The sequence below is a fragment of the Frankia sp. AgB1.9 genome, from assembly GCF_016786355.1.
Taxonomy (GTDB): Bacteria; Actinomycetota; Actinomycetes; order Frankiales; family Frankiaceae; genus Pseudofrankia.
This window is the reverse complement of the sequence record NZ_JADWYX010000055.1, coordinates 17,281-35,780: the sequence shown is the minus strand read 5'-3', so window position 1 is coordinate 35,780 and position 18,500 is coordinate 17,281. Positions and strand designations below refer to the sequence as shown.

Sequence of the window (18,500 nt, the reverse complement as noted above, 5' to 3'; positions counted from 1 at the left end):
TAGATCATCCAGGCGAACGCCCGGGGGAGTGGGGAATGAAGGCCCGAAACTCGGGGGTGGTCAGCCAGGCAAGACGAAGATCCTGTTCGCGGTCGAGCGCGCACATCAACCTCTACGGCCGTTTCCAGCTCGACATGGCCAGCCACCTCGACGCGCTACGACCGTTGACGGAGGAGGTGCCCTCAGCCAGGAGCAGGAGGTTGACCCAGCACGCGGCTGATCTAACGACGTTCCTCGTCGAATGAGGAGCCACGGTGGCAGGGCGGGTGGATGTGCCGGAAAAGCCAGTTGCGACCGGATACGGAATTGCCTGTACTGCGTGAGGCGGGTCAGTCGCCGGTGCTGACTGGGCGTGTGACAGGGGGTGGGCGGTGTCGCCAGAGGCGGATGAGTCGGTCGCGCGAGTCCGGGAGGTCTTTGACGCGTTCGGCGGGGAATGGGAGCGGCTGCGCAAGGACGCCGCCGGACGGGTTTCCTTCGAGATCCACCGCCGGTTCCTCGATGAGCATCTGACGTCCGCTCCGCGGGTGCTGGAGATTGGCGCAGGTCCCGGGATCTTCACCCAGTACATGGCGCGGCGCGGGGCCCGGCTCACTGTCACCGACATCTCCCCGGTGCAGCTGGCGGACAACCAGCGGCGGCTCATCGAAGCCGAGCTGGGCGGCACGGTAGAAGACTTCCGGGTCGCGGATGTGCGGGATCTGTCCTGGTGGGCCGATGGCTCGTTCGACCTCACGGTGGCCTACGGCGGCCCCCTGTCCTACGTCTTCGAGGACGCGCCGGCCGCGCTGCGTGAACTGTTTCGGGTAACCCGCCCGGGCGGCACGGTAGTCGCGTCGGTGATGTCCGCCCTCGGCGCCTACCGACATTTCATGCCCGGCGTGGTGGACATCGTCATGGACTACGGCGACGACGCCAACGACGCGGTCCTGCGCACCGGAGACCTGCGGCCAGTCCAGCCCGCCGGCCATGTATGCACCATGTACCGCTCCGAGCAGATCCCCGGCCTGGTCGAGCAGGCCGGGGGTCGGGTGATCGCGATGTCGGCATCAAACTGGTCCTCGCTTGGCGACATCGGGGCCCTGGCCCAGTTGGAGGCCGACCCGGCACGCTGGGCGCGGTTCCTGGACAACGAGACATGGGCGTGCCGTCAGCCAGGCTGCCTCAACGGCGGTACCCACCTGATCTTCGCCACCCGCCACCACCACTTCAACACCAACGACATTCCGCCGCCACGCCCGACCGTGTGACTGCGTCGGTCACAGCGAGGCCACCCACCTCGGCGACGCCGACACCTCCGCGAACGTGATCATGGCCGAGACCGGACACCGGTCGCTGCGCAGCGTGCAGCTTGGCGGTGGGTGACACGAACCCGAGCCCCGGGCCATGAAGCCGCGCGGCGGCGGACCGGCTCAGGCTGGCACGCACGGTTTCTTGACTGAGTGCAAATTTGTTCGGCAAGCTGGTCGCCATGAGCACAAGCAAGCTGAGCCTCGAAGAGCGTGTGCGGCTGCTGGAGGACCGGGCGGAGATCACGCAGAGCCTGATCGACTACGGCGAGCTGCTCGACACCCGCGACCTGGACGCCTGGGCGCAGCTGTGGGCCGAGGACGGCGAGTTCGAGATGAGCACGGGCCGGGTCGCCCGCGGCCGGGCCGCGATCAAGGACATGCTCGCCAGCGTGATGGCGAAGAACCCACCGGCTGTCGTCCACATGGAGATGAACCCGCGGATCACCCTCGACGGGGACACCGCCAGCTCCACGATGCTCTACGGCGTCGGCCGGACCCAGGACGACGGGCTGACCCGGGTCGTCTGGTTCGGGCACCACTACAGCCGCCACGTCCGCACCCCGGACGGCTGGAAGATCCAGTACCGGCGCAACACCGTCGACCTGCCGGAGACCGGCCACCCCTGAGCGCCCGCTGTCGGCTGCCGGACATCTCGTTGCGCCAAAGCCGGCCCGTTATGTCTCCCGACCGCAATGGACCGGTCCGATCAGGTCACACCCATCCCTCGCCTCGCGATGCGCGCGCTCGGGGCCTCGGCGGTCCTCGCGGTCGCCGCGGCCTGCTCCACCGGGTCGAACCCGCCCGCGGCGCGGCCTTTCCCGACGGCGCGGCCAGTCGCCCCCAGGTCCGTCTCCACCGTCCCCACCACGAGGCCCTGTAAGGGCGAGAGCCTCGGCACGCAATTCCTCAGCGGGAGCCGCGCCTCCGGGTTCATCGCCGGCACCGGTCCATCGGCTACAGCACCACCAGCCCAGACGTCCTCCAGGCCGTCTACGGCTGCCACGGCGAGGTGGTTCTCGAAAGGTGAACAGCCCGTGACCCCGAGACGGAACGAGGAGTCCCGGCGCGTGGGTGACTTAGCGAGACGGGCTGTCCGGATACACTTGGTTGAGGCCCGGGCCTACGGCGCTGTGCAGGTGAGGGCCGTCGAAGCTGAGCTTGTATATCGCAGGCATCGGCATCGACAGCCAGAAGGTGCAGTCGATCGAGAGACCCAGGGCGAGGAGCGCGCGGGCAATCCAGGTGCCGTGCGTGGCGGCCAGGGTCGCCGTCATGGGCGCAGCGGACGCCACAAGATCGCGAGCGGCGTTCCTTGCGCGCTTGGTGAGATCGGTGAGTGTCTCGCCGGTGCCGATGGCGAGATCGGGCTGAGTCCAGCTCTGCTTGTAGTGGGCCTGCCAGTCCGGGGTCGGGGTCAGGCCTGACCTCCACTCGCGAAGATCGTCACGGTGATGTACGGGGAGTCCCAGAGCCTGGGCGGTCGGTTCGATGGTCTGGACCGCGCGAAGGTATGGGCTGGACACGACCTGTGAGGCGCCGAAGCCAACGAGGGCCGCGGTAAGGGCGACGGCCTGTTCGTGGCCCGCCTCGGTGAGCGGCCGATGGTGGTCGTCGGGGCCATCGAGCGTCGGCCTGACCGACAGGGCATGACGGACCAGGACCAGGACGACCACAGGAGAGATCATGCGTCGTGCGGCACGCTACGTAATGAGAACGGGGTCTGGATCTGGCGCCGATCTGGTGTTCGAACAGCGCGCCCCATCGTAGTCGTCGAGGCAGAACACGCGCTCCAGGTCAACCTGGCTCAGCCGCTGACCTAGGGTCGATGGCATGGGGCTGCGACTTGTCCAGGTGAACTTCAAGGCCCGAGATGACGCGGCGCTCGGCCGGTTCTGGGCGGAGGCGCTCGGTTGGGGGATTTCCAGCGAGGGACCCGGGGTGACCAACATCGAACCCGTGGGCTTCGCGTGGCCGGACCCCGCGGCCGTCTGCATCGACGTCGTCACCGTCCCGGACCCCGAAACGGTCAACTACGGCGTGCACCTCGATCTCGCCACCACCTCCGCCGCCCATCAGACGGAGCTGGTCGCGCACCTGCGGGAACTCGGTGCGACGCCCGCCGACGTCGGCCAGGGCGACGTCCGGTGGACGGTCCTGGCCGACCCGGAGGGCAACCTGTTCTGCGTGCTGGAGCCTCGGGAGATCTACCGGGACACCGGGCCGATTGCCGCCGTGGTGGTCGACTGCGCGGACCCTCGCGCCATGACCCGGTTCTGGGGTGAGGCGATCGACTGGACCCTCCACGAGGTGACCGACGATCACGCGCGCCTCCGCTCGGCCGCGGGCGTCGGCCCCTATCTGGAGTTCCTGCGTACGCCCGATACGGAGACCGTGAAGGGCCGTGTCCACCTCGACCTGCTGCCGTACCCCGGTGACGACAAGGACGCCGAGGTGGCCCGGCTGAAGTCCCTCGGCGCGACGCCAGCGGACGTCGGCCAGGGCGACGTCCGCTGGACCGTTCTGGCCGACCCGGCGGGCAACGAGTTCTGCGTCCTGGCCCTGGCCTGATACGACGTTCTCTTCGGCGGTCAGGCGTTCAGCGCCGCGAGCTCCGCGTTGGCGCGCTCGGTGACCACGGCGAGGACGCGGCCGGTGGCGGCCAGGTCCGCGGCGGAGATCCCGCCCCAGACGCGGGCGGTCACGGGGCCGGTCTCCGCGCTGACGGTGGCCATCAGCGTGCGTCCCGCCTCCGTGGGCCGAATGTGCGGGCCCTGCGTGACGAGCAGTCCCTTGGCCAGCAGCTCGTCGACAGTGGCGCGGACGTCGCCCGGATCGGCCTTGAGGGACCCATGAACCTCGGCAACGAGATCCTCCGGCGTCTGCGCGGCCTCGGCGGTGACGGCGGCCCGCAGGGCGACCTGCTGCGGGAACGTGAGGTCATGCCGGGCGAGGACGTGCTCCAGGACGCCCCGGGCGGCGTAGTGGGCCAGGGCGAGGGTGCGGGCCCCGGCGGCGGGCGCGGTGGGCTCCGGGGTGGTCACGGCGGTGGTGGTCATGGCGTTGTCTCCTGTGTGCTCTCGTCGTCTGGTGCGGATGGGGTGAGGGGTGCGTCGAGCAGAGTCGTCAGCTCGTCGGTGAACGCGCGCGTCCGCGGGGCGTCGAGGCCGCCGAGCGGCTCCAGCAACTGCGCGAGCAGTTCCTGGACCGCCACGATCGCCTGCCGCGTGACGGCCTGGCCCTGCTCGGTGAGAGCGAGCTGCACGGCGCGCGGGTCACGCGGGTCGCGGGTGCGTTCGATCAGGCCGGCGGACTCCAGGACACGCGCCAGCTTCGAGACGTACAGCGCCTCCAGGCCGGTGTGGTCGGCCAGTCGGCGCTGACTGGGCCGCTCACCGTCGCGCTGCATGCCGAGCAGCGACGCGACCAGCGAGTACTGCGCATGGGTGAGGCCCAGCGGAGCCACCGCGCGATCGACCGCGACCCGCCACTTGGTAGCGAGCCGCCACACCAGGAAGCCGGGCGTGGGGCCCGGTGAACCATCACCCATGACCGATAGAGTACATGGCTATCATGTCCATGGCTACTATCTCCGGCAGTGACGTAGCGAGGCGTCTCCGGGGTTGGGATGCTGGCAAGAACGCGTCACCGGGCGCGTCTGGGTCGCTCAGCGGAAGTCGGATGCGTGGTCGTGCGCCCATCGCGCGAAGGTGTGTGCGGGCCGTCCGGTGACCTGCTCAATGGTCGTGTCGAGCTGGGGTGGCGCGGTGGTTCCCGCCTGCCAACCGGCTAGGACACCCTCGACGGCGATGGGCGGCAAGGTCCTGCTCAGTTCCGCGCGCGCTTGATCGACAGTGGTCACTTCCACGGTGATGTCACGGCCGACGGCCTCGCCGATGAGGCGTACCTGCCGACGCAGGGAAAGCGACTCCGGGCCCAGCGCAAGGTAGGAGTGGCCGAGGTGACCCGGGCTGGTCAGGGCCGTCACCGCGAGCGCGGCGATGTCCTTCTCGTGGACCGGTGCGGTTCGCGCCTCGGGATAGGGCAGCCGGGTGACCCCCTCCTCACGGATGGAATCACGCCACCACGCCAGCGCGTTCGTGGCGAACATGCCGGGTCGCAGAAAGGTCCAGGCCAGGCTCGACTTCTTGAGGGCGGATTCGACGACAGCGTGCATGGCCGCGATCGGGCTGCTCATCGGGTCGCCGTTCAGGACAGCGGCCGACGACAGGAGCACGACGTGGCGCACGCCAGCGGATTCGGCCGCCGCCACGAAATCGTCGATACGGGCAGGCCTGGCGTAGAGGAAAACGTTCCTCGCGCCGTCGAGGGCGCCAGGAAGTGTTTCGGGTTGGTCCAGGTCGGCCCTGACCACGTCTGCCCGCGCCGGAAGGGTCGCCTGTTCGGGATTTCGGCTGACCAGACGAACGGGCACACCAGCGGAGGTCAGGCTGGCCGCGACATGGCGTCCGACGTTTCCGCCGGGTCCGAAAACTACTGTCACCATGACTGGAACCTATTGCGGTGGCTCACCTTAGGTAAGTACCCACCCTCAGGTAAGGTCGTGACATGGCGGTACGGTCGCAGGTAGCGCACACTGGCGCGCGGGATGGAAGTGACCTGCCCGACATCGGGTGCTCGGCACGCGAGGTGTACGACTTCACCAGCCGCTGGGGTGGACATATCCTCAACGCTCTACTGGACGGGCCGCACCGGTTCTCCGAGCTGCACAGGACCGTCGACGGCATCAGCGAGAAGATGCTGTCGCAGACGCTGCGCACCCAGATCCGCGACGGGCTGGTCACCCGCAGTGTCCAACCCACCACCCCACCACAGGTGAGTTACGAACTCACCGACCTCGGCCGCGGCCTCATCGAGTCGCTGCAGCCGTTCGTGGAATGGGTCCGCCGGAACGCCGTCGAGGTCGCGGCGGCCCGGCACCGCCACGACCAGAACCAGAAGTGACCGCACGGCCTCACATTTCGACACCCCGGGTTGCGGGCGTGTCCCTGACCGCGGCCAACTCGACGGCCAGGACATGAGATCCGCGTTCCGCGCCGCGTTTCTGGGTTGACGCGGTTCTGGGCCGTTGGGGAGGATCGACCTTCGGTGATCATCCAGAGGATCTGAGGGACCTGGCCCGGTGACGGTCCGGCAACCTGCCCAGCACGGGCAAGGTGCCAACGCCAGGAACGATGAGGACGGACTGATGAGCACGCAGCTCGACGTTCCCGCGCTTCCCGGTTCCCTGGTGCGGCTGGAGCCGTTGACGATGGAACACACGGCCGACCTGGCCGCGGCCGCTGAAGAGGACCGGGCGTCCTACGGGTTCACGCTGGTGCCCAACGGGCGCGAGATGCGGGGGTATGTGGCGGCGCAGCTGGCCAGGCGTGGGCTGACGCCGTTCACCCAGATCCGGGTGGGTGACGGGAAGGCCGTCGGGTGCACCGGATTCTGGGACCCGCGGTCGTGGCCGGACCGGTCGGCCCTGCGCGCGGTCGAGATCGGCTTCACCTGGCTCGCGGCGTCGGCGCAGGGCAGCGGGATCAACGCCGAGGCGAAGTTGCTGCTGCTGGGGTATGCGTTCGAGACCCTGGGCGTCGTGCGGGTCGATCTGAAGACCGACGCCCGCAACCACCGGTGCCGGCGGGCGTTGGAGCGACTCGGTATCAGCTTCGAGGGTGTCCTTCGCAGCTGGTCGATGTCCTGGGCGCCCGGCGAGGAGGGGAAGCTGCGGGACTCGGCGATGTTCGCGGTCGTCGCCTCCGAATGGCCGACCGTCCGCCAGGCCCTCCTGACCCGGCTGGCCGCAGCAGCCACGGCCGGATAAGTATCCGGCTCGGTACGAAAGCGAGGCGGGCCCGCCGGTTCCCGGACCCGCTGGTCGACCGGAACCTCGTCGACGTCGGGACGATCGTCCATCCCGGTATGACACGTGCTCCAGGCAGTGCACTCACGCACCCACGAGAGGAACGCCCGATGTCCCGAGCCGTGGTCCTGACCGGATTTGGTCCGCCCGATGTTCTCGAACTCCGTGAGGTGGAGGTGGGGCCGCCTGGCACCGGTCAGATCCGCGTCGCGGTGACCTTCGCCGGAGTCGGACCCACCGACCTCGCGATCCGCGCCGGCCAGGTGAAGGCATTTCCGGCCGGACCGGGAACCTCGCTCGGCTTCGAGGCAGCCGGCGTCGTCGACGCGGTCGGCTCCGAGGTGCACGACGTGGCGCCCGGCCAAGAGGTCGCGGTCTTCCTCCCTCGGCTCGGCGGGTACGCCGAACACGTGCTCGCCGAGCACTGGGTGCCCAAGCCTGCCTCCGTGAGCTGGGAGGACGCGGCCGCTCTTCCCGCCTCCGGAGAGGCGGCGGCCCGCACGCTGGCCGAGCTGGATCTGCGCGAGGCAGAGACCCTGCTCCTGCTCGGCGGCCTCGGCTCAGTCGGCACGATCGCCACCCAGTTGGCGGTCGGCCGGGGAGCCCGAGTGATCTCGGGCGTGCGGGCCGTGGACTTCGCTGCCGCCGAGAAGCTCGGAGCGGTACCTGTCGCCTACGGCCCGGATCTCCTCAACCAGGTGCGCGCGAAGGCCGGCAGGGTCGATGCCGTACTCGACGCGGCGGGCAAGGGCGGCCTGGAGGCCGCGATCGAGCTGGCCGGCGGGCCCGAACGAGTGATCACACTCGCCGACCACCGGGCCGCTCAACTCGGCGTCCGGTTCTCCGGCCCCGACCCGCGCCGCATCCCGGCCGCACTCGCGGAGGCCATGGCGGCGCTCACGGCCGGCGGCCTGACACTCCGGCCCCGGATCACGGTGCCGCTGGCCCAGGCAGCCGACGTCCACGCCCAGCTCGAGGACGGTCGCGTGCGCGCGAAGGTCCTTCTCGCCACCTGAGGTCTCGGGGGAGCGGGACCACTCGGGTTAGCGGGCATTCCGCGAGCCGTGGGCGGCCGAGGTCTCGCTACCCGAGGTCGTGCAGGTCGGCGAGCCGCAGGGCGACGGGGAACGGCTCCGCGGTGGTGAGGATGCCGTCCGGGCCGACGGTCGCGTCGTCCAGGTATTCGCCCGTCGCGGGGTCGAGACGCAACGCGGTGATGGCCGGGCCGGTGCGCGGGGACGGGTCGATGATCCAGTAGGTTGGCACGCCGATGCGGGCGTAGACGCTTCGTTTGACGAGGCGGTCGAAGGTTCTGGTGGACGGGGAGAGCACCTCGACGGCCAGCACCGGTACGCCGGTGTACGGCCGGTCGAACGCGGCGGCGACGTCGGCCTTGCGCAGCACCACGACATCCGGCTCGACACTGCCGCGACGCCCCTTGCGGACCGCCGGCGACGAGCCGAGGACGAAAAGGTCCCGCGGGCAGGCGGCGGTCAGCAGCGTGGCCAAGCGGGTGACGACGACCTGGTGTGGCATGCCTGGCGCCGGGCTCACGACGAGCATCCCGTCGATGAGTTCGTAGCGGTTCCCGTCGCCGCCGGGAATGCGGTCGAGATCGTCGACGGTGAAGCCACCCGGGCGGGAGACCAGCAGGGTCCCGTCGATGATCTCCGCTTGGCCGCCCTCGTCGGACAGGTCGGCGAGATCGTCGACCGTGAAGCCGTCCGGGCCTGGTGCGGGGAACAGCCACGGGTCTGGCGGGGGCGGTGTTGGCGGGCGAACGGCCATGACCGACATGGTGCCCTCCTCAGGGTCAGGGACATAGGGCAACGGTGCGCGCCGGCCGGGTACGACCGCCACCAACATCACGAAACTGTGGATACGTGCCGTTTGTCCACACTCCCGCCAGGCGAGACTGTGGTCCCGAGGTGGTCCTACTGTCCCGTCTCACTGGACCTGCTCGGTCAGCCAGAAATCTGGGAGGCGTGCAGTGGATATGCAGACCGTCAGTTACTTCGTCGACGTCCGCTCGGGCTTGGGGACGCTGCCGCCACGATCGAGGCTGGTTGCGGGAAGTCCGCAGAGCTGAAGGCAGAAGCGCCCGCGGTGGTCGAGGCCCGGGACCCGGGTTCATGTCACCGGCCGCCAAGTAGCTCTCGGTAGCGGGTCGCGTATCTGCCGGGCAGCTTTTGCCGCCCTTCAGTGGCGGCCCTGTGCGGGAAAGTGTGTGGGGTTGACGCCCAGGACCGGGGTCCGGCCGCCGGCGGGGACGGCCTCGGCGCGGGAGGTGTTGGTGGCGATCCCGATCAGGCCGTGCCGGGCGATCTCCTCGGTCCAGGGGGCGAGGATGCCGTACCGCTGGGTGTTGATCATCCCGACGGCGGCGGCGCCGTGGCGGGCTGCGGTGGCCACGGCGAGGTCGACGGCGAACGCGGCGGACAGCGGTCCGATCTCGCGGTGGGCGTCGACCACGGCGAACACGCCCCGCTGGTGGACCACTTCGGGCGGGCCCTGGCGTAGGTGGAAGAACTGCGACTCGAAGCAGAACTTCGCGACGCCGTGTGAGGGCTTGCCGCGTAACTCGCCCTCCAGGTAGTGCGCGACCACGGCGTCGATCTGCTCCGCCGGGACGCCTTGGTGGCGGCAGGCGGCGGACATCAGCCGCGCGACGTCGCGGCGGGCGACGCGGGCCGCCGGCGCGTCCTGCTGCCCGGCGGCCCGGCCGGGGCCCGGCCGGGGGCCGGCCAGGCGGGTCGGGTATCAGGTGCGACGAGGGCATGGCTGCGCTCCTCTCCACGAGGGAAGGCGACAGTCAGGTGCTCGATAGGCGGTGCGGGGGTCAGGCGTAGGTGCGGACCAGGTCGCCGAGCGCGGTGCGACCGCGGTCGATGAGCGCCTGGTCCTGGTTGCGCAGGCCGGTGGTCAGGTAGGACACGGCCAGCCGGGCGGTCAGCAGCAGCAGTAGCCGCTGGTCATCTTCGGTCAGAGGGCGGCCGTAGCCGTCGAGGTACGCCTCGCGCAGGTGCGGCTGGCTAGGCCACATGGCGCCGCGGAGCCAGATCATGTCCTGGACGGCGAGGCCGTGTTCGGCGGTCTCGAAGTCGATCAGGGCCAGGGTGGTGGTGACCTGGTCCCAGAGCCAGTTGCGCGGTGCGGCGTCGCCGTGGAGGTAGACCAGCGGGAGGCCGGCGGCCAGGGCGACCAGGTCGTGGGCGACCTCGGCGACCAGTTCCCGCTCGTCGGGGTGCAGCAGTTCCTCGGTGGCCTTCAGGCACAGTGCCGCCTCGGCCGCCTGCGCGGTCATCGAGGCGGTGACCGCCTCGCGGGCGCCCTCGGGTTGCGCCTCGGGGTGGTCGTGCCAGCCCCGCAGCAGGGTGCCACCCAGGTGGTGGACCCGGGTCTCGATGTCCGGGTCCAGCGGCAGCCCGCGCACCACGGCGCCGGGGACCGCGGTGGTCAGCAGGGCGAGGGTGCGGGTGTCGTAGGCGATCAGGCGGGGGGCCGCGGTGGGGGGCAGTGCCGCCCTGGCGTGGCGGTGGGCGTGGATCTCCCGCTCGAAGGCGCGGCGTGAGGGGCTGATCTTGACATAGGCGCTGGTGCTCGCGCCGTCCACGCGCCAGACCTGGGAGGTGCTGCGCGGCCAGGAGGTGTCGGTGGCCCGGGTGGTGGCGGGCAGGTGCTGCTCGGCCCAGCGGTGCAGGTCCTCGGGGATCGGCGCGGTGGGGGTCAACAGGGTCTCCAAGGGTGCTGGTCGGGGACGGCGGCGGCCCGGTGGGTCCGGGTCTGGACTGTCAACGCTGCAAGCGGGGCGGCGGGCGCGGGGTGCGCCCGAGCGCCGGGGTGCTGGGTGGTCAGAAGTATTCGGTCAGCCACGGCTCGCGGTCGCAGGTCAAGGCGACCAGCGCGGTGACCGCTTCGCGGGTGCCGTCCACTCCGGTGCGGGTCGGCCCCGAGCTCGCCGCCGTGGGTGTCCCAGCCTCGACCACGGCGTCCTTATCGTGCTCGGGTATGAGCGACTACCCCAGCCCCGCGCTGCTGCGAGCAGCGGCGGGTGCCCTGATCCGGGACCCCGACGGCCGCGTCCTTCTCGTCCACCCCCGCGGCCGTGAGTGGTGGGAGATCCCGGGCGGCGTCGTCGAGGACGGGGAGGCGCCCCCCGAAGCGGCGGCACGCGAACTGCGGGAAGAACTCGGGGTCGCCCTAGCCGTGGGCCGTCTCCTGGTCGTCGATTACGTCTCGGCTCGCGACGGCCACAACGGGCTGCTCAACTTCGTCTTCGACGCCCCCGTAGTCGCGCCGGACACGACTTTCGATCTGCCACCCGACGAACTGGACGAGGCTAGCTGGGTCGCGGCGAAGCACCTGGAGCGCTACCTGATCCCACGCATGGCGGACCGTGTCCACGCGAGCCTCGACGCCGTTCGCCGAACCAACGCTCACTATCTCGACACCGGCCGGGCCGTCGGGACAGCGTCGATCTTCTGACTTCTGACACCACGGACGAGAACCGTCACGACGGCCAGCTTCGAGCGGTGCACGCCTAACGGACACCTCGCGTCGCGTGACCACAGAGCCAGGCTCGGGACGGTGCCCGTCGTGTGTGGTCAGGAAGTGACCGACGTGGTGAGTCCGCGTGCGAGTAGGTGGATCGACAGGTGTGGTGCGGCGGTCTCGGCCAGTCGGGCCGCGGCGATCGCGGTCTGTTCGAGTTGGGTGTCCCTGCGGGCCTGTGCCCCCAGCGGCCCCTCCACGCCAACTATCGTGACGTCCGTCAGGCCGGCTGTGACGAGCTCGGTGTGCAGCTCGGCCGGGTCATGGTTGTAGGAGACCTGGTCGAAGACGTCGCCGTGCGAGTCGTGTCCGTGTTCCATCACCCGCAGCAGGTGGGCCCGAATCGCCTCGTCGCCGAGCTGGTCCTGCACGGTCCGCACGACCGGCTTGGCCCACCGCGACATCGCCGCCACCACCACGACACCGCCGGGGACCGTGCACCGCGCCGCCTCGCCCAACGCCTTCGTCCGGTCCGGGCCGTCCGGCAGGTGGTAGAGCGGGCCCATCAGCAGCACCGCGTCCGCTGATGCGTCTGGACACGGCAGTGCCCGCGCGTCACCCTGTACCGCGTCCAGTCCGCGGTCCCGCGCCTGGCGCACGTGTTTGTCTACCAGGTCCACCACCTGAACCTGGTAGCCGCGTTCGAGGAGCCAGGCCGCGTACCGGCCCGAAGCGCCACCGACGTCCAGGACCCTGGCAGGAAATGGCGGAAGCCAGCGGGTGAGGAGCTCGAGAGTACGGACCCACTCCACCCGATTGCGCTCGGCCACCAGCCGCGCGTCCTCGTCCCCGACGTCGTATATCTGGACAAGACCTTCAAAATTCACCCCGCCAGTGTCCTGCGCCGCGGGCAGAGGGCCTGACCTCTGCCCCCCAGAGACAACAAGCGATCACGAACCGCGACGCTAACCGCTGAAGATCACAGACGTAGCCTGGCCTGCTCAGGGCTGGGCGCCGTCGACCTTTCATCGCCGGGTCGCGCGGAGCTCATTCTGATCTTGATGTTGTTCTCGCCGTGCCGCGCGAGGTCATGGAAGCCGAGTCGCTGGTAGAGGGCGTGCGCTTGCTGGTTGACGGCCAGGACGTCGAGGCTGACGGCGTGGCCGCGGCGAGCGGCCTCGTCGAGGAGGCCCTGGATGAGGCGACTGCCGATGCGCTTGGCGGCTCACGTGTCGCCCTCGTCATCATCGGGCACCTCGGGATCGTGCAGTTCGCGGATCGCTCCTGGCGCGAGGTCCGGCAGGACGAAACTGTAGGTGCCGTGGACTCCGAGGTGCCGGTTGACGAACGGCGACAGCCTGGCCATGTCCTCCTCGCGGACCGGGTAGCCCTGGGTCTTGAGCTGGCGGACGGCGGCATCCAGGTAGACCGTGGTCCACAGGACCACGCAGTTCAAAACGAGTCCGAGAACGCCGAGCTGATTCTCCAGGCCGCGTTCGTAGCGGTGGTACAGCTCGCCCTTGCGGCCGTGGCAGATCTTGCGGGCCAGGGCATGGCGGCCTTCCTGCAGGTTGCGGATGTGCTTGATGTCGCGCCGGTAGGTCTCGTCGGTATCGATGTAGGCCAGGATGTGCAGCGACTTGAAGATCCGGCCGTAGAAGCGCCCGCGTTGGTCGAAGGCGGTTCTGACCGGGCCCCGGTCCTGGACCACGGGTCATCCCGCGACGGCCGTCCATTGTGGCTCGCCGGCTGCACCCACACTCGGCCGAGTATTTCGCCGACGTTCTGACCTGGCATCGGCGTACGGTGCCAGTCGTGGACCACGCTGCCGCTTTGGTGGAGCAGAACGATCTGTTCGCCGATCTGCTCGGCGAGGCCGATCTGGACACACCGGTTCCGGCCTGCCCGGGCTGGGACCTGACCCAACTGATGCGCCACGTCGGGCGTGGTCATCGGTGGGCCGCGGCGATGGTCCAGGCGCGGGCCGTTGACATCATCGACCCACGCACGGTCGCGGGCGGCAAGCCACCGGCTGACCACGACAGCGCGGTCGCCTGGCTGCGCGAGAGCCCGGCGCTGCTGCTCGACGCGGTCGCCGTGGATCCAGACGTGCCGGTGTGGACGTTCACTGGCCCGCGGCCGGCCCGTTGGTGGGTCCGGCGGCGGCTGTACGAGGCGGTCGTCCACCGCGTCGACGCCGCACTCGCGCTGGGAACCGAGTACACCGTCGAGCCGGCGCTCGCGGCGGACGGGGTCGCCGAATGGCTCGGCCTTCTCGCCGCGCGCCCCGACGCCACCGCCCTGCGCGAAGGCGCCACGATGCACCTGCACGCAACGGACGACGGCCTTGGCCTCGACGGGGAGTGGACGGTTCGCGGCGGTCCGGGCGGGATCACATGGGACCACGGCCACGGCAAGGGGGACACCGCCGTCCGCGGCACCGCGGCCGACCTGCTGCTCGCACTGCTGCGCCGTCTCCCCGCCGACGACGGCTCCCTGGAGATCGTCGGCGATGAAGACCTCTGGACCGTCTGGCTCGCCAACACCACGTTCTGAGCACTCGGCCCAGGCGAGGCCCATTGATGACCGCCAGCCTCCACACATCGCCGCCGGATCCTGGCGCCTCGATGACCTGACCGTGCGCCGGCAGCCTCCCTGCATGATCGCCGCTTCGGCCCTCAGGTGGCTGTGTTGATGCTCTGATCACGACCACCCGAGGGCCAAAACAGCGATCACCTGATCGCCCGCCACCGCTCCCTGACCGCTTTCAGCGGGGGGGGCTAAGGCGGCAGAAAGTACCAGGACCTGTGAGAAACGGCCCGGGCGGTTAGAGAAGGTCCTCAAGTCGGGTGGCTACCTGGCGGTAGCGGCTGACCGGGACGAGGTGCACACCGGCGAAGGCGCCGCTGTCGCGCAGCCGTAGCACCTGGTCGCAGGCCGCTTCGACCCCGGCCGCCCGGTCCCGTTCGACTGCTTGGACGAGGTCGTCGGGGATGTCGATGTCGGGAATGGTCGCGGCGAGGCGGCGGGCCATCCCGGCGCTCGCGAGGACCATGACGCCGGCGTAGATCGGCAGTTCGACCGGATGGGCGTCGCGCCAGCGCAGCAGGGCGTCGACCGAGTAGCTGACCTGTACGAACAGGAAGTCGGCCGCTCGTTTCCAGGTGGGCAGTGGACGCAGGCCGGCCGCGGCGCCGACCCGGAACGCCGGCCTGTCCGCGAAGACCGGGTCCTCGCTGGCCGCGCGGGCCTCGTCCATCATCGCGCGCACGGTCAGGTCACTGGTCCGGTTCCCGGCGGTCGGCTTGTCGCCGTGGACGAACAGGAACTCCTCGACGCCGTAGGCCGCGGCGGTGAGCAGATCGCGGCGGAAGCCGAGCAGGTTACGGTCGCGGGAGTTCACGCAGGCGATGCTGCGTCCCCCCATCGCCTGCACCTCGTGGGCGACGGCGATGCTCGACACCGTCGCGCGTCCGATGTGGTTGTCGGGGATCAGGAACGCGTCGGTGACCGGGCTCAGGACGCCGATCTGGTGGCGGGCGTGGGTCAGGTCCGGCCGGGTCGGTGGCTCGATCTCGCAGATCAGCTCGAAGCCGCGCACCGGACGTTCGTGACCCGCCGTGGATTCCTGCACCCGGACAGGATAGGACGCCACGACCCACCGCCCACAGGCACACCGCGCGGGTGCTGGCCGGATCGGCGCTGGTCCGCCATATCCGCCCGATCCTCGGCGGATGCTGTGGAGACCCCCCCTTGCATGATCGCCGATTCGGCCCTCAGGTGGCTGCGTTGACGCCCTGATCACGACCACCCGAGGGCCAGAGCAGCGATCACCCAAGGCGCGCCGTGTGCAGAACGCCGCGACGACGCGGACTGTCGCGTGTCGAGCTCGGAGATGCCGCTCCCCCGGGCCCGATTTCTAACGCGCGAGAAGTGAAGCTTATCGAGCGTCAGACTTTTCGTTTCGCAACTCTCAAGCGTTTCGTTCCGTCGTTGCGTTTCGTTCCTGCTACGGTCTGGACGTTACGAAACTGGTGGAGGGGGCGCGAAGGTGGAAGCGGCGGCGACACGGGACAACAGCGGGGATTTGGGGACGGAGGTCGGGGGAGAGATCGGTCAGGCGGCCGGCGTCACCGACGACGCCGGCCGTCTCGCCGCTGTCCGGGACGCGTCGGACCAGGTGGCCGGGGCGGTGTGTGGCTACCCGGGGTGCGGGCGTCCGTGCGCGCCGGCGGACGGGCCCGGCCGGCCGCCCGCGTACTGCGACGACCCGGCGCACACCCGGCTGTCGGCCTACCGGCGCCGCCGCGAGCTCGCCGCGCTGACCGCGGCCGACGGCGGGCTCGAGACGGGTGACGGTCCGCGGCGGACCGGCGCGGGCAGCGTGCCGGCCAGTCGTGCGGGCGCGCGGTCCGAGACGCGGCCGGTGGCGGTGGCCCGGCTGCGCGCCGACGAACTCGCCGCCCACGTCGGGACGCTGGCCGCCGATCTCGGCCGGACACTGGAGGCGTTCACCACGACGCTGGGGCGGCTGGGCGACGTCGGCGCGGCCGAGACGCAGGTCGAGGCGGCGGAGGCGGACGCGGCCCGCCGGGTGGGTGAGGCGACCGCCCGGGCGGTCCGCGCCGAGGCGGCGGCCCGGGAGCAGACCGTGGCGCGGGCGGACGCGGAGGCGGTCACCGCGGAGGCCACCGTCGCGCTCGACGAGCTGGAACGGCGTCTGGCCGTGGCCGACGCAGCGGCGCTCGCCGCCCGGGAGGCGGCGGGGGACGCCGAGCGCCAGGCCGCCGAGGAGATCGCGCGGGTCCGCGCCCAGGCGGCGGCGGAGGTCGAGACGGCCAGGGCCCAGGCCCGGGCGGAGGTAGCGACCGCACGGGCCGAGGCCGACGAACGGGCCGAGTCGGCGCGGGCGGACGCGGCGGCCCGGTTGGCGACGATCCGGGCGACCGCGGAACGGGAGATGGCGACGCTACGCGGTCAGCTGGCCGCGGCGAACGCGGAGCTCGGTGGCGCCCGCCGCGACGCCGCGTCGGCGGCCGAGGCACAGGCGGAGCTGCGCGCCGAGCTGACCGCGCTGCGGGAGGCGGCGTCGGCGGACCGGGCCGGTGCCGCGTCCACCCTTGACCGGGTCCGGGCCGAGGCGGCGGCCGAGGCCGACCGGCTGCGCCGGGAGACCGCCGACGAGCTCGGCCGGGTCCGGGACGAGCTGGCCAGGGTGCGGGCCGCGGCGGATACCGAGGTCGGCCGCATCCGGGCCGAGGCGGCGGCGACGCGGGAGGCCGACCGCGCGGCGGCGGCGGAGCGGATGGCAGTGCTGGGCGAGGCCCGCGCCGACGCCCGGTCCCGCGCCGAACGCGCCGAACGCCACGCCGACGCGCTCGCCGCCCAGCTCGCCCAGATCACCGGCTGACTCCAGCCCGCCTTCGACGAGGTCCGCTCGCCTTCGGCGTCTCCATGATCGCCGTGGCGACCCTCCGATGGTCGTTGCCGGGCCTTTTTCGTAGCCACCCGGGGGCGAAGACGGGGATCAGGGCGGCGGCCAGCCGCTGACGGTCGCGGCGCTGGGCCTTCCTCTCCCCCACAGGCCCGATGATCAGGCCTGTTTGATGATCGAGAACTTGTGTGCGGGTCTCGGCAGCGGCTGGCGACCCGGCCAGGGCCAGCCGCTTTCATGATCGGGGTGATTCGACGAGGTCAGTGGCGGAACAGGCGCAGGCCGGTGTGGATGAGGGCGATCCCCCGGTCCTGGCAGACGGCGGCGACGTTGGCCGAGCGGGTGGACCCGCCTGGTTCGGCGATGTAGCGGACGCCGTGGCGGTGGGCGTGGTCGATGTTGTCCGGGAACGGCAGGGCGCCGTCGGAGGCGAGCGCGACCTGGTCGAGCTGGCGCAGCCAGCGTGCGCGATCGGCGCCTGTCAGCGGTACCGGGCCAGCGTCGTCACCACGGGCGGCGGGGTCCGCGTCGAGGTAGCTGATCTGGTCGTTGATCCGATCCTGGATCTTCCGGTCGCCTCCGGCGGTCAGGGCCTGGACGCGGGGGTGGCGGCGCAGCCACCAGGTGTCGGTCTTCGCGCCGGCGACGCGGACGCCGTCGACCCGGGACTGCTGGCCCGCGCCGACCCCGAGGGTCATCCCGTCGCGGACGTAGGCGACCGAGTTCGACTGGGTGTGACGGACCAGATCAGGCCGAGCAGCAGGTCGTCGAGCGCGCCGTCGGGCACCGTTCCCACCTGGACGTCGGCGAGCGTCGTTCGGTCCAGGACGGCGTCGTCCCGTGGCTGGACGAAACGCATCCCGTGGACCTCGCGGATTTCCCGGGTGGGTGGCTGGTAGGCCGGGTCGGCTTCGAGGACGACGAACGCGCCGTTCTTCTTCGCGGACAGCGCCGCCACGGTGCCGGGCTCGTAACCGGGCGCGACGATCCCGTCGCAGACCAGCCGCCGCAGCAGCTCGGCCAGCTCGGCGTCGACCGGCGCGGACACCGCGGCGAAGTCGCCGTAGGAGCTCTTCGGGTCGGTGTCGCGGGCCCGCACGTAGGCGCTGGTCAGCGCCCCGACCGGTGCGCGGCCCAGCCCGTAGGTCTCGGTCATGGTGGCGTCGAGGGTTCCGGCGAGCGCGGCTCCGGCCGGCGAGACGTGCTTGAACGAGGCGGCGGCGGGCCGGCCGAGGGCCTCGGCCGCCTCGCGGACGAGCTGCCAGCCGCCCAGCGCGTCCAGCATGTTGATGTAGGAGGGCTGGCCGTGCAGGACCCGGACGGGCGGCGCGTCGCCGAGGGGTTCGACCGTCGCCGGCCGCTGGTGGGGGTTCATGCCGTACCGCAGGTTCATAGCCCACCTCACGCGAAAGGGTTC

23 protein-coding genes, 1 pseudogene and 1 riboswitch are annotated in these 18,500 nt (G+C 70.9%); of the genes and pseudogenes, 9 read left to right on the top strand and 15 right to left on the bottom strand.

Annotated features, from left to right (window positions below):
- Positions 1–371 precede the first annotated feature (371 nt).
- Together I6A60_RS22145 and I6A60_RS22140 are read left to right on the top strand one after the other, a co-directional pair.
- Positions 372–1,250, top strand: a complete 879-nt coding sequence (locus tag I6A60_RS22145) for a bifunctional 2-polyprenyl-6-hydroxyphenol methylase/3-demethylubiquinol 3-O-methyltransferase UbiG (RefSeq protein WP_203023416.1) — start codon at positions 372–374, stop codon at positions 1,248–1,250.
- A gap of 221 nt (positions 1,251–1,471) precedes the next feature.
- Positions 1,472–1,918: a nuclear transport factor 2 family protein gene (locus I6A60_RS22140; RefSeq protein WP_203023417.1), complete on the top strand. Its 447-nt coding sequence runs from the start codon at positions 1,472–1,474 to the stop codon at positions 1,916–1,918.
- Positions 1,919–1,998: 80 nt separating this feature from the next.
- Here the strand turns inward: I6A60_RS22140 and I6A60_RS22135 are convergent, their stop codons facing one another.
- Together I6A60_RS22135 and I6A60_RS22130 are read right to left on the bottom strand one after the other, a co-directional pair.
- Positions 1,999–2,148, bottom strand: a complete 150-nt coding sequence (locus I6A60_RS22135; protein ID WP_203023418.1) for a hypothetical protein — start codon at positions 2,146–2,148, stop codon at positions 1,999–2,001.
- A gap of 220 nt (positions 2,149–2,368) precedes the next feature.
- Positions 2,369–2,965 (bottom strand): histidine phosphatase family protein, encoded by a 597-nt coding sequence (locus I6A60_RS22130; protein WP_203023438.1) that lies wholly within the window; start codon positions 2,963–2,965, stop codon positions 2,369–2,371.
- Between the two features lie 157 nt (positions 2,966–3,122).
- Here I6A60_RS22130 and I6A60_RS22125 point away from each other — a divergent pair, with 157 nt between their 5' ends.
- Positions 3,123–3,860 carry a VOC family protein gene (locus I6A60_RS22125; RefSeq protein WP_203023419.1) on the top strand — a complete coding sequence of 246 codons (738 nt, stop codon included), beginning with the start codon at positions 3,123–3,125 and terminating at the stop codon, positions 3,858–3,860.
- Between the two features lie 20 nt (positions 3,861–3,880).
- Here the strand turns inward: I6A60_RS22125 and I6A60_RS22120 are convergent, their stop codons facing one another.
- The 3 genes from I6A60_RS22120 to I6A60_RS22110 form a co-directional block, all read right to left on the bottom strand.
- Positions 3,881–4,348, bottom strand: a complete 468-nt coding sequence (locus I6A60_RS22120; protein WP_203023420.1) for a hypothetical protein — start codon at positions 4,346–4,348, stop codon at positions 3,881–3,883.
- Complete coding sequence (locus tag I6A60_RS22115) at positions 4,345–4,839, bottom strand: MarR family winged helix-turn-helix transcriptional regulator (RefSeq protein ID WP_203023421.1); 495 nt, start codon at positions 4,837–4,839, stop codon at positions 4,345–4,347. The genes I6A60_RS22120 and I6A60_RS22115 overlap by 4 nt, the downstream gene beginning before the upstream one ends.
- A 117-nt stretch (positions 4,840–4,956) precedes the next feature.
- Positions 4,957–5,796: an NAD(P)H-binding protein gene (locus tag I6A60_RS22110; protein ID WP_203023422.1), complete on the bottom strand. Its 840-nt coding sequence runs from the start codon at positions 5,794–5,796 to the stop codon at positions 4,957–4,959.
- Between the two features lie 62 nt (positions 5,797–5,858).
- Here I6A60_RS22110 and I6A60_RS22105 point away from each other — a divergent pair, with 62 nt between their 5' ends.
- From I6A60_RS22105 to I6A60_RS22095, 3 genes are all read left to right on the top strand, one after another.
- Entirely contained in the window at positions 5,859–6,254 is a 396-nt protein-coding gene (locus I6A60_RS22105) for a helix-turn-helix domain-containing protein (protein ID WP_203023423.1), read from the top strand.
- Between the two features lie 145 nt (positions 6,255–6,399).
- Positions 6,400–6,491: riboswitch (SAM riboswitch) on the top strand.
- Between the two features lie 7 nt (positions 6,492–6,498).
- The gene (locus I6A60_RS22100; RefSeq protein ID WP_203023424.1) at positions 6,499–7,119 is read left to right on the top strand and encodes a GNAT family N-acetyltransferase; all 621 of its coding nucleotides are present in this window, start codon (positions 6,499–6,501) and stop codon (positions 7,117–7,119) included.
- Positions 7,120–7,268: 149 nt separating this feature from the next.
- Positions 7,269–8,174, top strand: coding sequence for an alcohol dehydrogenase catalytic domain-containing protein (locus I6A60_RS22095; RefSeq protein WP_203023425.1), 906 nt, complete (start codon positions 7,269–7,271; stop codon positions 8,172–8,174).
- 67 nt (positions 8,175–8,241) lie between these two features.
- Here I6A60_RS22095 and I6A60_RS22090 read toward each other — a convergent pair whose 3' ends face one another.
- The 4 genes from I6A60_RS22090 to I6A60_RS42900 all read right to left on the bottom strand — a co-directional run bounded on the left by I6A60_RS22090 (position 8,242) and on the right by I6A60_RS42900 (position 11,144).
- A complete protein-coding gene (locus I6A60_RS22090; protein WP_203023426.1) occupies positions 8,242–8,955 on the bottom strand; it encodes a Uma2 family endonuclease in 714 nt (237 codons plus the stop codon).
- Between the two features lie 402 nt (positions 8,956–9,357).
- Positions 9,358–9,906, bottom strand: coding sequence for an Ldh family oxidoreductase (locus I6A60_RS22085; RefSeq protein ID WP_255545377.1), 549 nt, complete (start codon positions 9,904–9,906; stop codon positions 9,358–9,360).
- Between the two features lie 91 nt (positions 9,907–9,997).
- Complete coding sequence (locus I6A60_RS22080) at positions 9,998–10,888, bottom strand: aminoglycoside phosphotransferase family protein (protein WP_203023428.1); 891 nt, start codon at positions 10,886–10,888, stop codon at positions 9,998–10,000.
- Between the two features lie 121 nt (positions 10,889–11,009).
- Positions 11,010–11,144: a hypothetical protein gene (locus I6A60_RS42900; protein ID WP_255545376.1), complete on the bottom strand. Its 135-nt coding sequence runs from the start codon at positions 11,142–11,144 to the stop codon at positions 11,010–11,012.
- Between the two features lie 22 nt (positions 11,145–11,166).
- On the opposite strand from I6A60_RS42900, the gene I6A60_RS22075 reads away from it, so the two are divergent.
- On the top strand, positions 11,167–11,643 hold the full coding sequence (locus I6A60_RS22075; RefSeq protein ID WP_203023429.1) for an NUDIX hydrolase: 477 nt from the start codon (positions 11,167–11,169) through the stop codon (positions 11,641–11,643).
- Between the two features lie 119 nt (positions 11,644–11,762).
- Here the strand turns inward: I6A60_RS22075 and I6A60_RS22070 are convergent, their stop codons facing one another.
- The 3 genes and pseudogenes from I6A60_RS22070 to I6A60_RS22060 form a co-directional block, all read right to left on the bottom strand.
- On the bottom strand, positions 11,763–12,536 hold the full coding sequence (locus I6A60_RS22070; RefSeq protein WP_203023430.1) for a bifunctional 2-polyprenyl-6-hydroxyphenol methylase/3-demethylubiquinol 3-O-methyltransferase UbiG: 774 nt from the start codon (positions 12,534–12,536) through the stop codon (positions 11,763–11,765).
- Between the two features lie 92 nt (positions 12,537–12,628).
- Positions 12,629–12,862, bottom strand: a complete 234-nt coding sequence (locus I6A60_RS44125; protein ID WP_203023439.1) for a GNAT family N-acetyltransferase — start codon at positions 12,860–12,862, stop codon at positions 12,629–12,631.
- Between the two features lie 12 nt (positions 12,863–12,874).
- Positions 12,875–13,306, bottom strand: a pseudogene (locus I6A60_RS22060) (Tn3 family transposase); the annotation flags it as partial.
- A gap of 158 nt (positions 13,307–13,464) precedes the next feature.
- On the opposite strand from I6A60_RS22060, the gene I6A60_RS22055 reads away from it, so the two are divergent.
- Positions 13,465–14,205 carry a maleylpyruvate isomerase family mycothiol-dependent enzyme gene (locus I6A60_RS22055; RefSeq protein WP_203023432.1) on the top strand — a complete coding sequence of 247 codons (741 nt, stop codon included), beginning with the start codon at positions 13,465–13,467 and terminating at the stop codon, positions 14,203–14,205.
- 271 nt (positions 14,206–14,476) lie between these two features.
- Here I6A60_RS22055 and I6A60_RS22050 read toward each other — a convergent pair whose 3' ends face one another.
- Positions 14,477–15,283 carry a methylenetetrahydrofolate reductase gene (locus I6A60_RS22050; protein ID WP_203023433.1) on the bottom strand — a complete coding sequence of 269 codons (807 nt, stop codon included), beginning with the start codon at positions 15,281–15,283 and terminating at the stop codon, positions 14,477–14,479.
- Positions 15,284–15,700: 417 nt separating this feature from the next.
- On the opposite strand from I6A60_RS22050, the gene I6A60_RS22045 reads away from it, so the two are divergent.
- Entirely contained in the window at positions 15,701–17,059 is a 1,359-nt protein-coding gene (locus tag I6A60_RS22045; RefSeq protein ID WP_203042736.1) for a hypothetical protein, read from the top strand.
- A 284-nt stretch (positions 17,060–17,343) separates the two neighbouring features.
- On the opposite strand, the gene I6A60_RS42895 is transcribed toward I6A60_RS22045, so the two are convergent.
- Both I6A60_RS42895 and I6A60_RS42890 read right to left on the bottom strand, forming a co-directional pair.
- Positions 17,344–17,781, bottom strand: coding sequence for a hypothetical protein (locus I6A60_RS42895; protein WP_255545407.1), 438 nt, complete (start codon positions 17,779–17,781; stop codon positions 17,344–17,346).
- The gene (locus I6A60_RS42890; protein WP_307873807.1) at positions 17,778–18,488 is read right to left on the bottom strand and encodes a hypothetical protein; all 711 of its coding nucleotides are present in this window, start codon (positions 18,486–18,488) and stop codon (positions 17,778–17,780) included. The genes I6A60_RS42895 and I6A60_RS42890 overlap by 4 nt, the downstream gene beginning before the upstream one ends.
- Positions 18,489–18,500: the final 12 nt, after the last annotated feature.

Excerpts from the sequence above, each read along its gene's own strand:
- I6A60_RS22110 (WP_203023422.1), bottom strand. The coding sequence starts at position 5,796 with ATGGTGACAGTAGTTTTCGGACCCGGCGGAAACGTCGGACGCCATGTC.
- I6A60_RS22115 (WP_203023421.1), bottom strand. The coding sequence starts at position 4,839 with ATGGGTGATGGTTCACCGGGCCCCACGCCCGGCTTCCTGGTGTGGCGG.
- I6A60_RS22100 (WP_203023424.1), top strand. The coding sequence starts at position 6,499 with ATGAGCACGCAGCTCGACGTTCCCGCGCTTCCCGGTTCCCTGGTGCGG.
- I6A60_RS22105 (WP_203023423.1), top strand. The coding sequence starts at position 5,859 with ATGGCGGTACGGTCGCAGGTAGCGCACACTGGCGCGCGGGATGGAAGT.
- I6A60_RS22125 (WP_203023419.1), top strand. The coding sequence starts at position 3,123 with ATGGGGCTGCGACTTGTCCAGGTGAACTTCAAGGCCCGAGATGACGCG.
- I6A60_RS22120 (WP_203023420.1), bottom strand. The coding sequence starts at position 4,348 with ATGACCACCACCGCCGTGACCACCCCGGAGCCCACCGCGCCCGCCGCC.
- I6A60_RS22095 (WP_203023425.1), top strand. The coding sequence starts at position 7,269 with ATGTCCCGAGCCGTGGTCCTGACCGGATTTGGTCCGCCCGATGTTCTC.
- I6A60_RS42895 (WP_255545407.1), bottom strand. The coding sequence starts at position 17,781 with ATGACCCTCGGGGTCGGCGCGGGCCAGCAGTCCCGGGTCGACGGCGTC.
- I6A60_RS22140 (WP_203023417.1), top strand. The coding sequence starts at position 1,472 with ATGAGCACAAGCAAGCTGAGCCTCGAAGAGCGTGTGCGGCTGCTGGAG.
- I6A60_RS22090 (WP_203023426.1), bottom strand. The coding sequence starts at position 8,955 with ATGTCGGTCATGGCCGTTCGCCCGCCAACACCGCCCCCGCCAGACCCG.
- I6A60_RS22075 (WP_203023429.1), top strand. The coding sequence starts at position 11,167 with ATGAGCGACTACCCCAGCCCCGCGCTGCTGCGAGCAGCGGCGGGTGCC.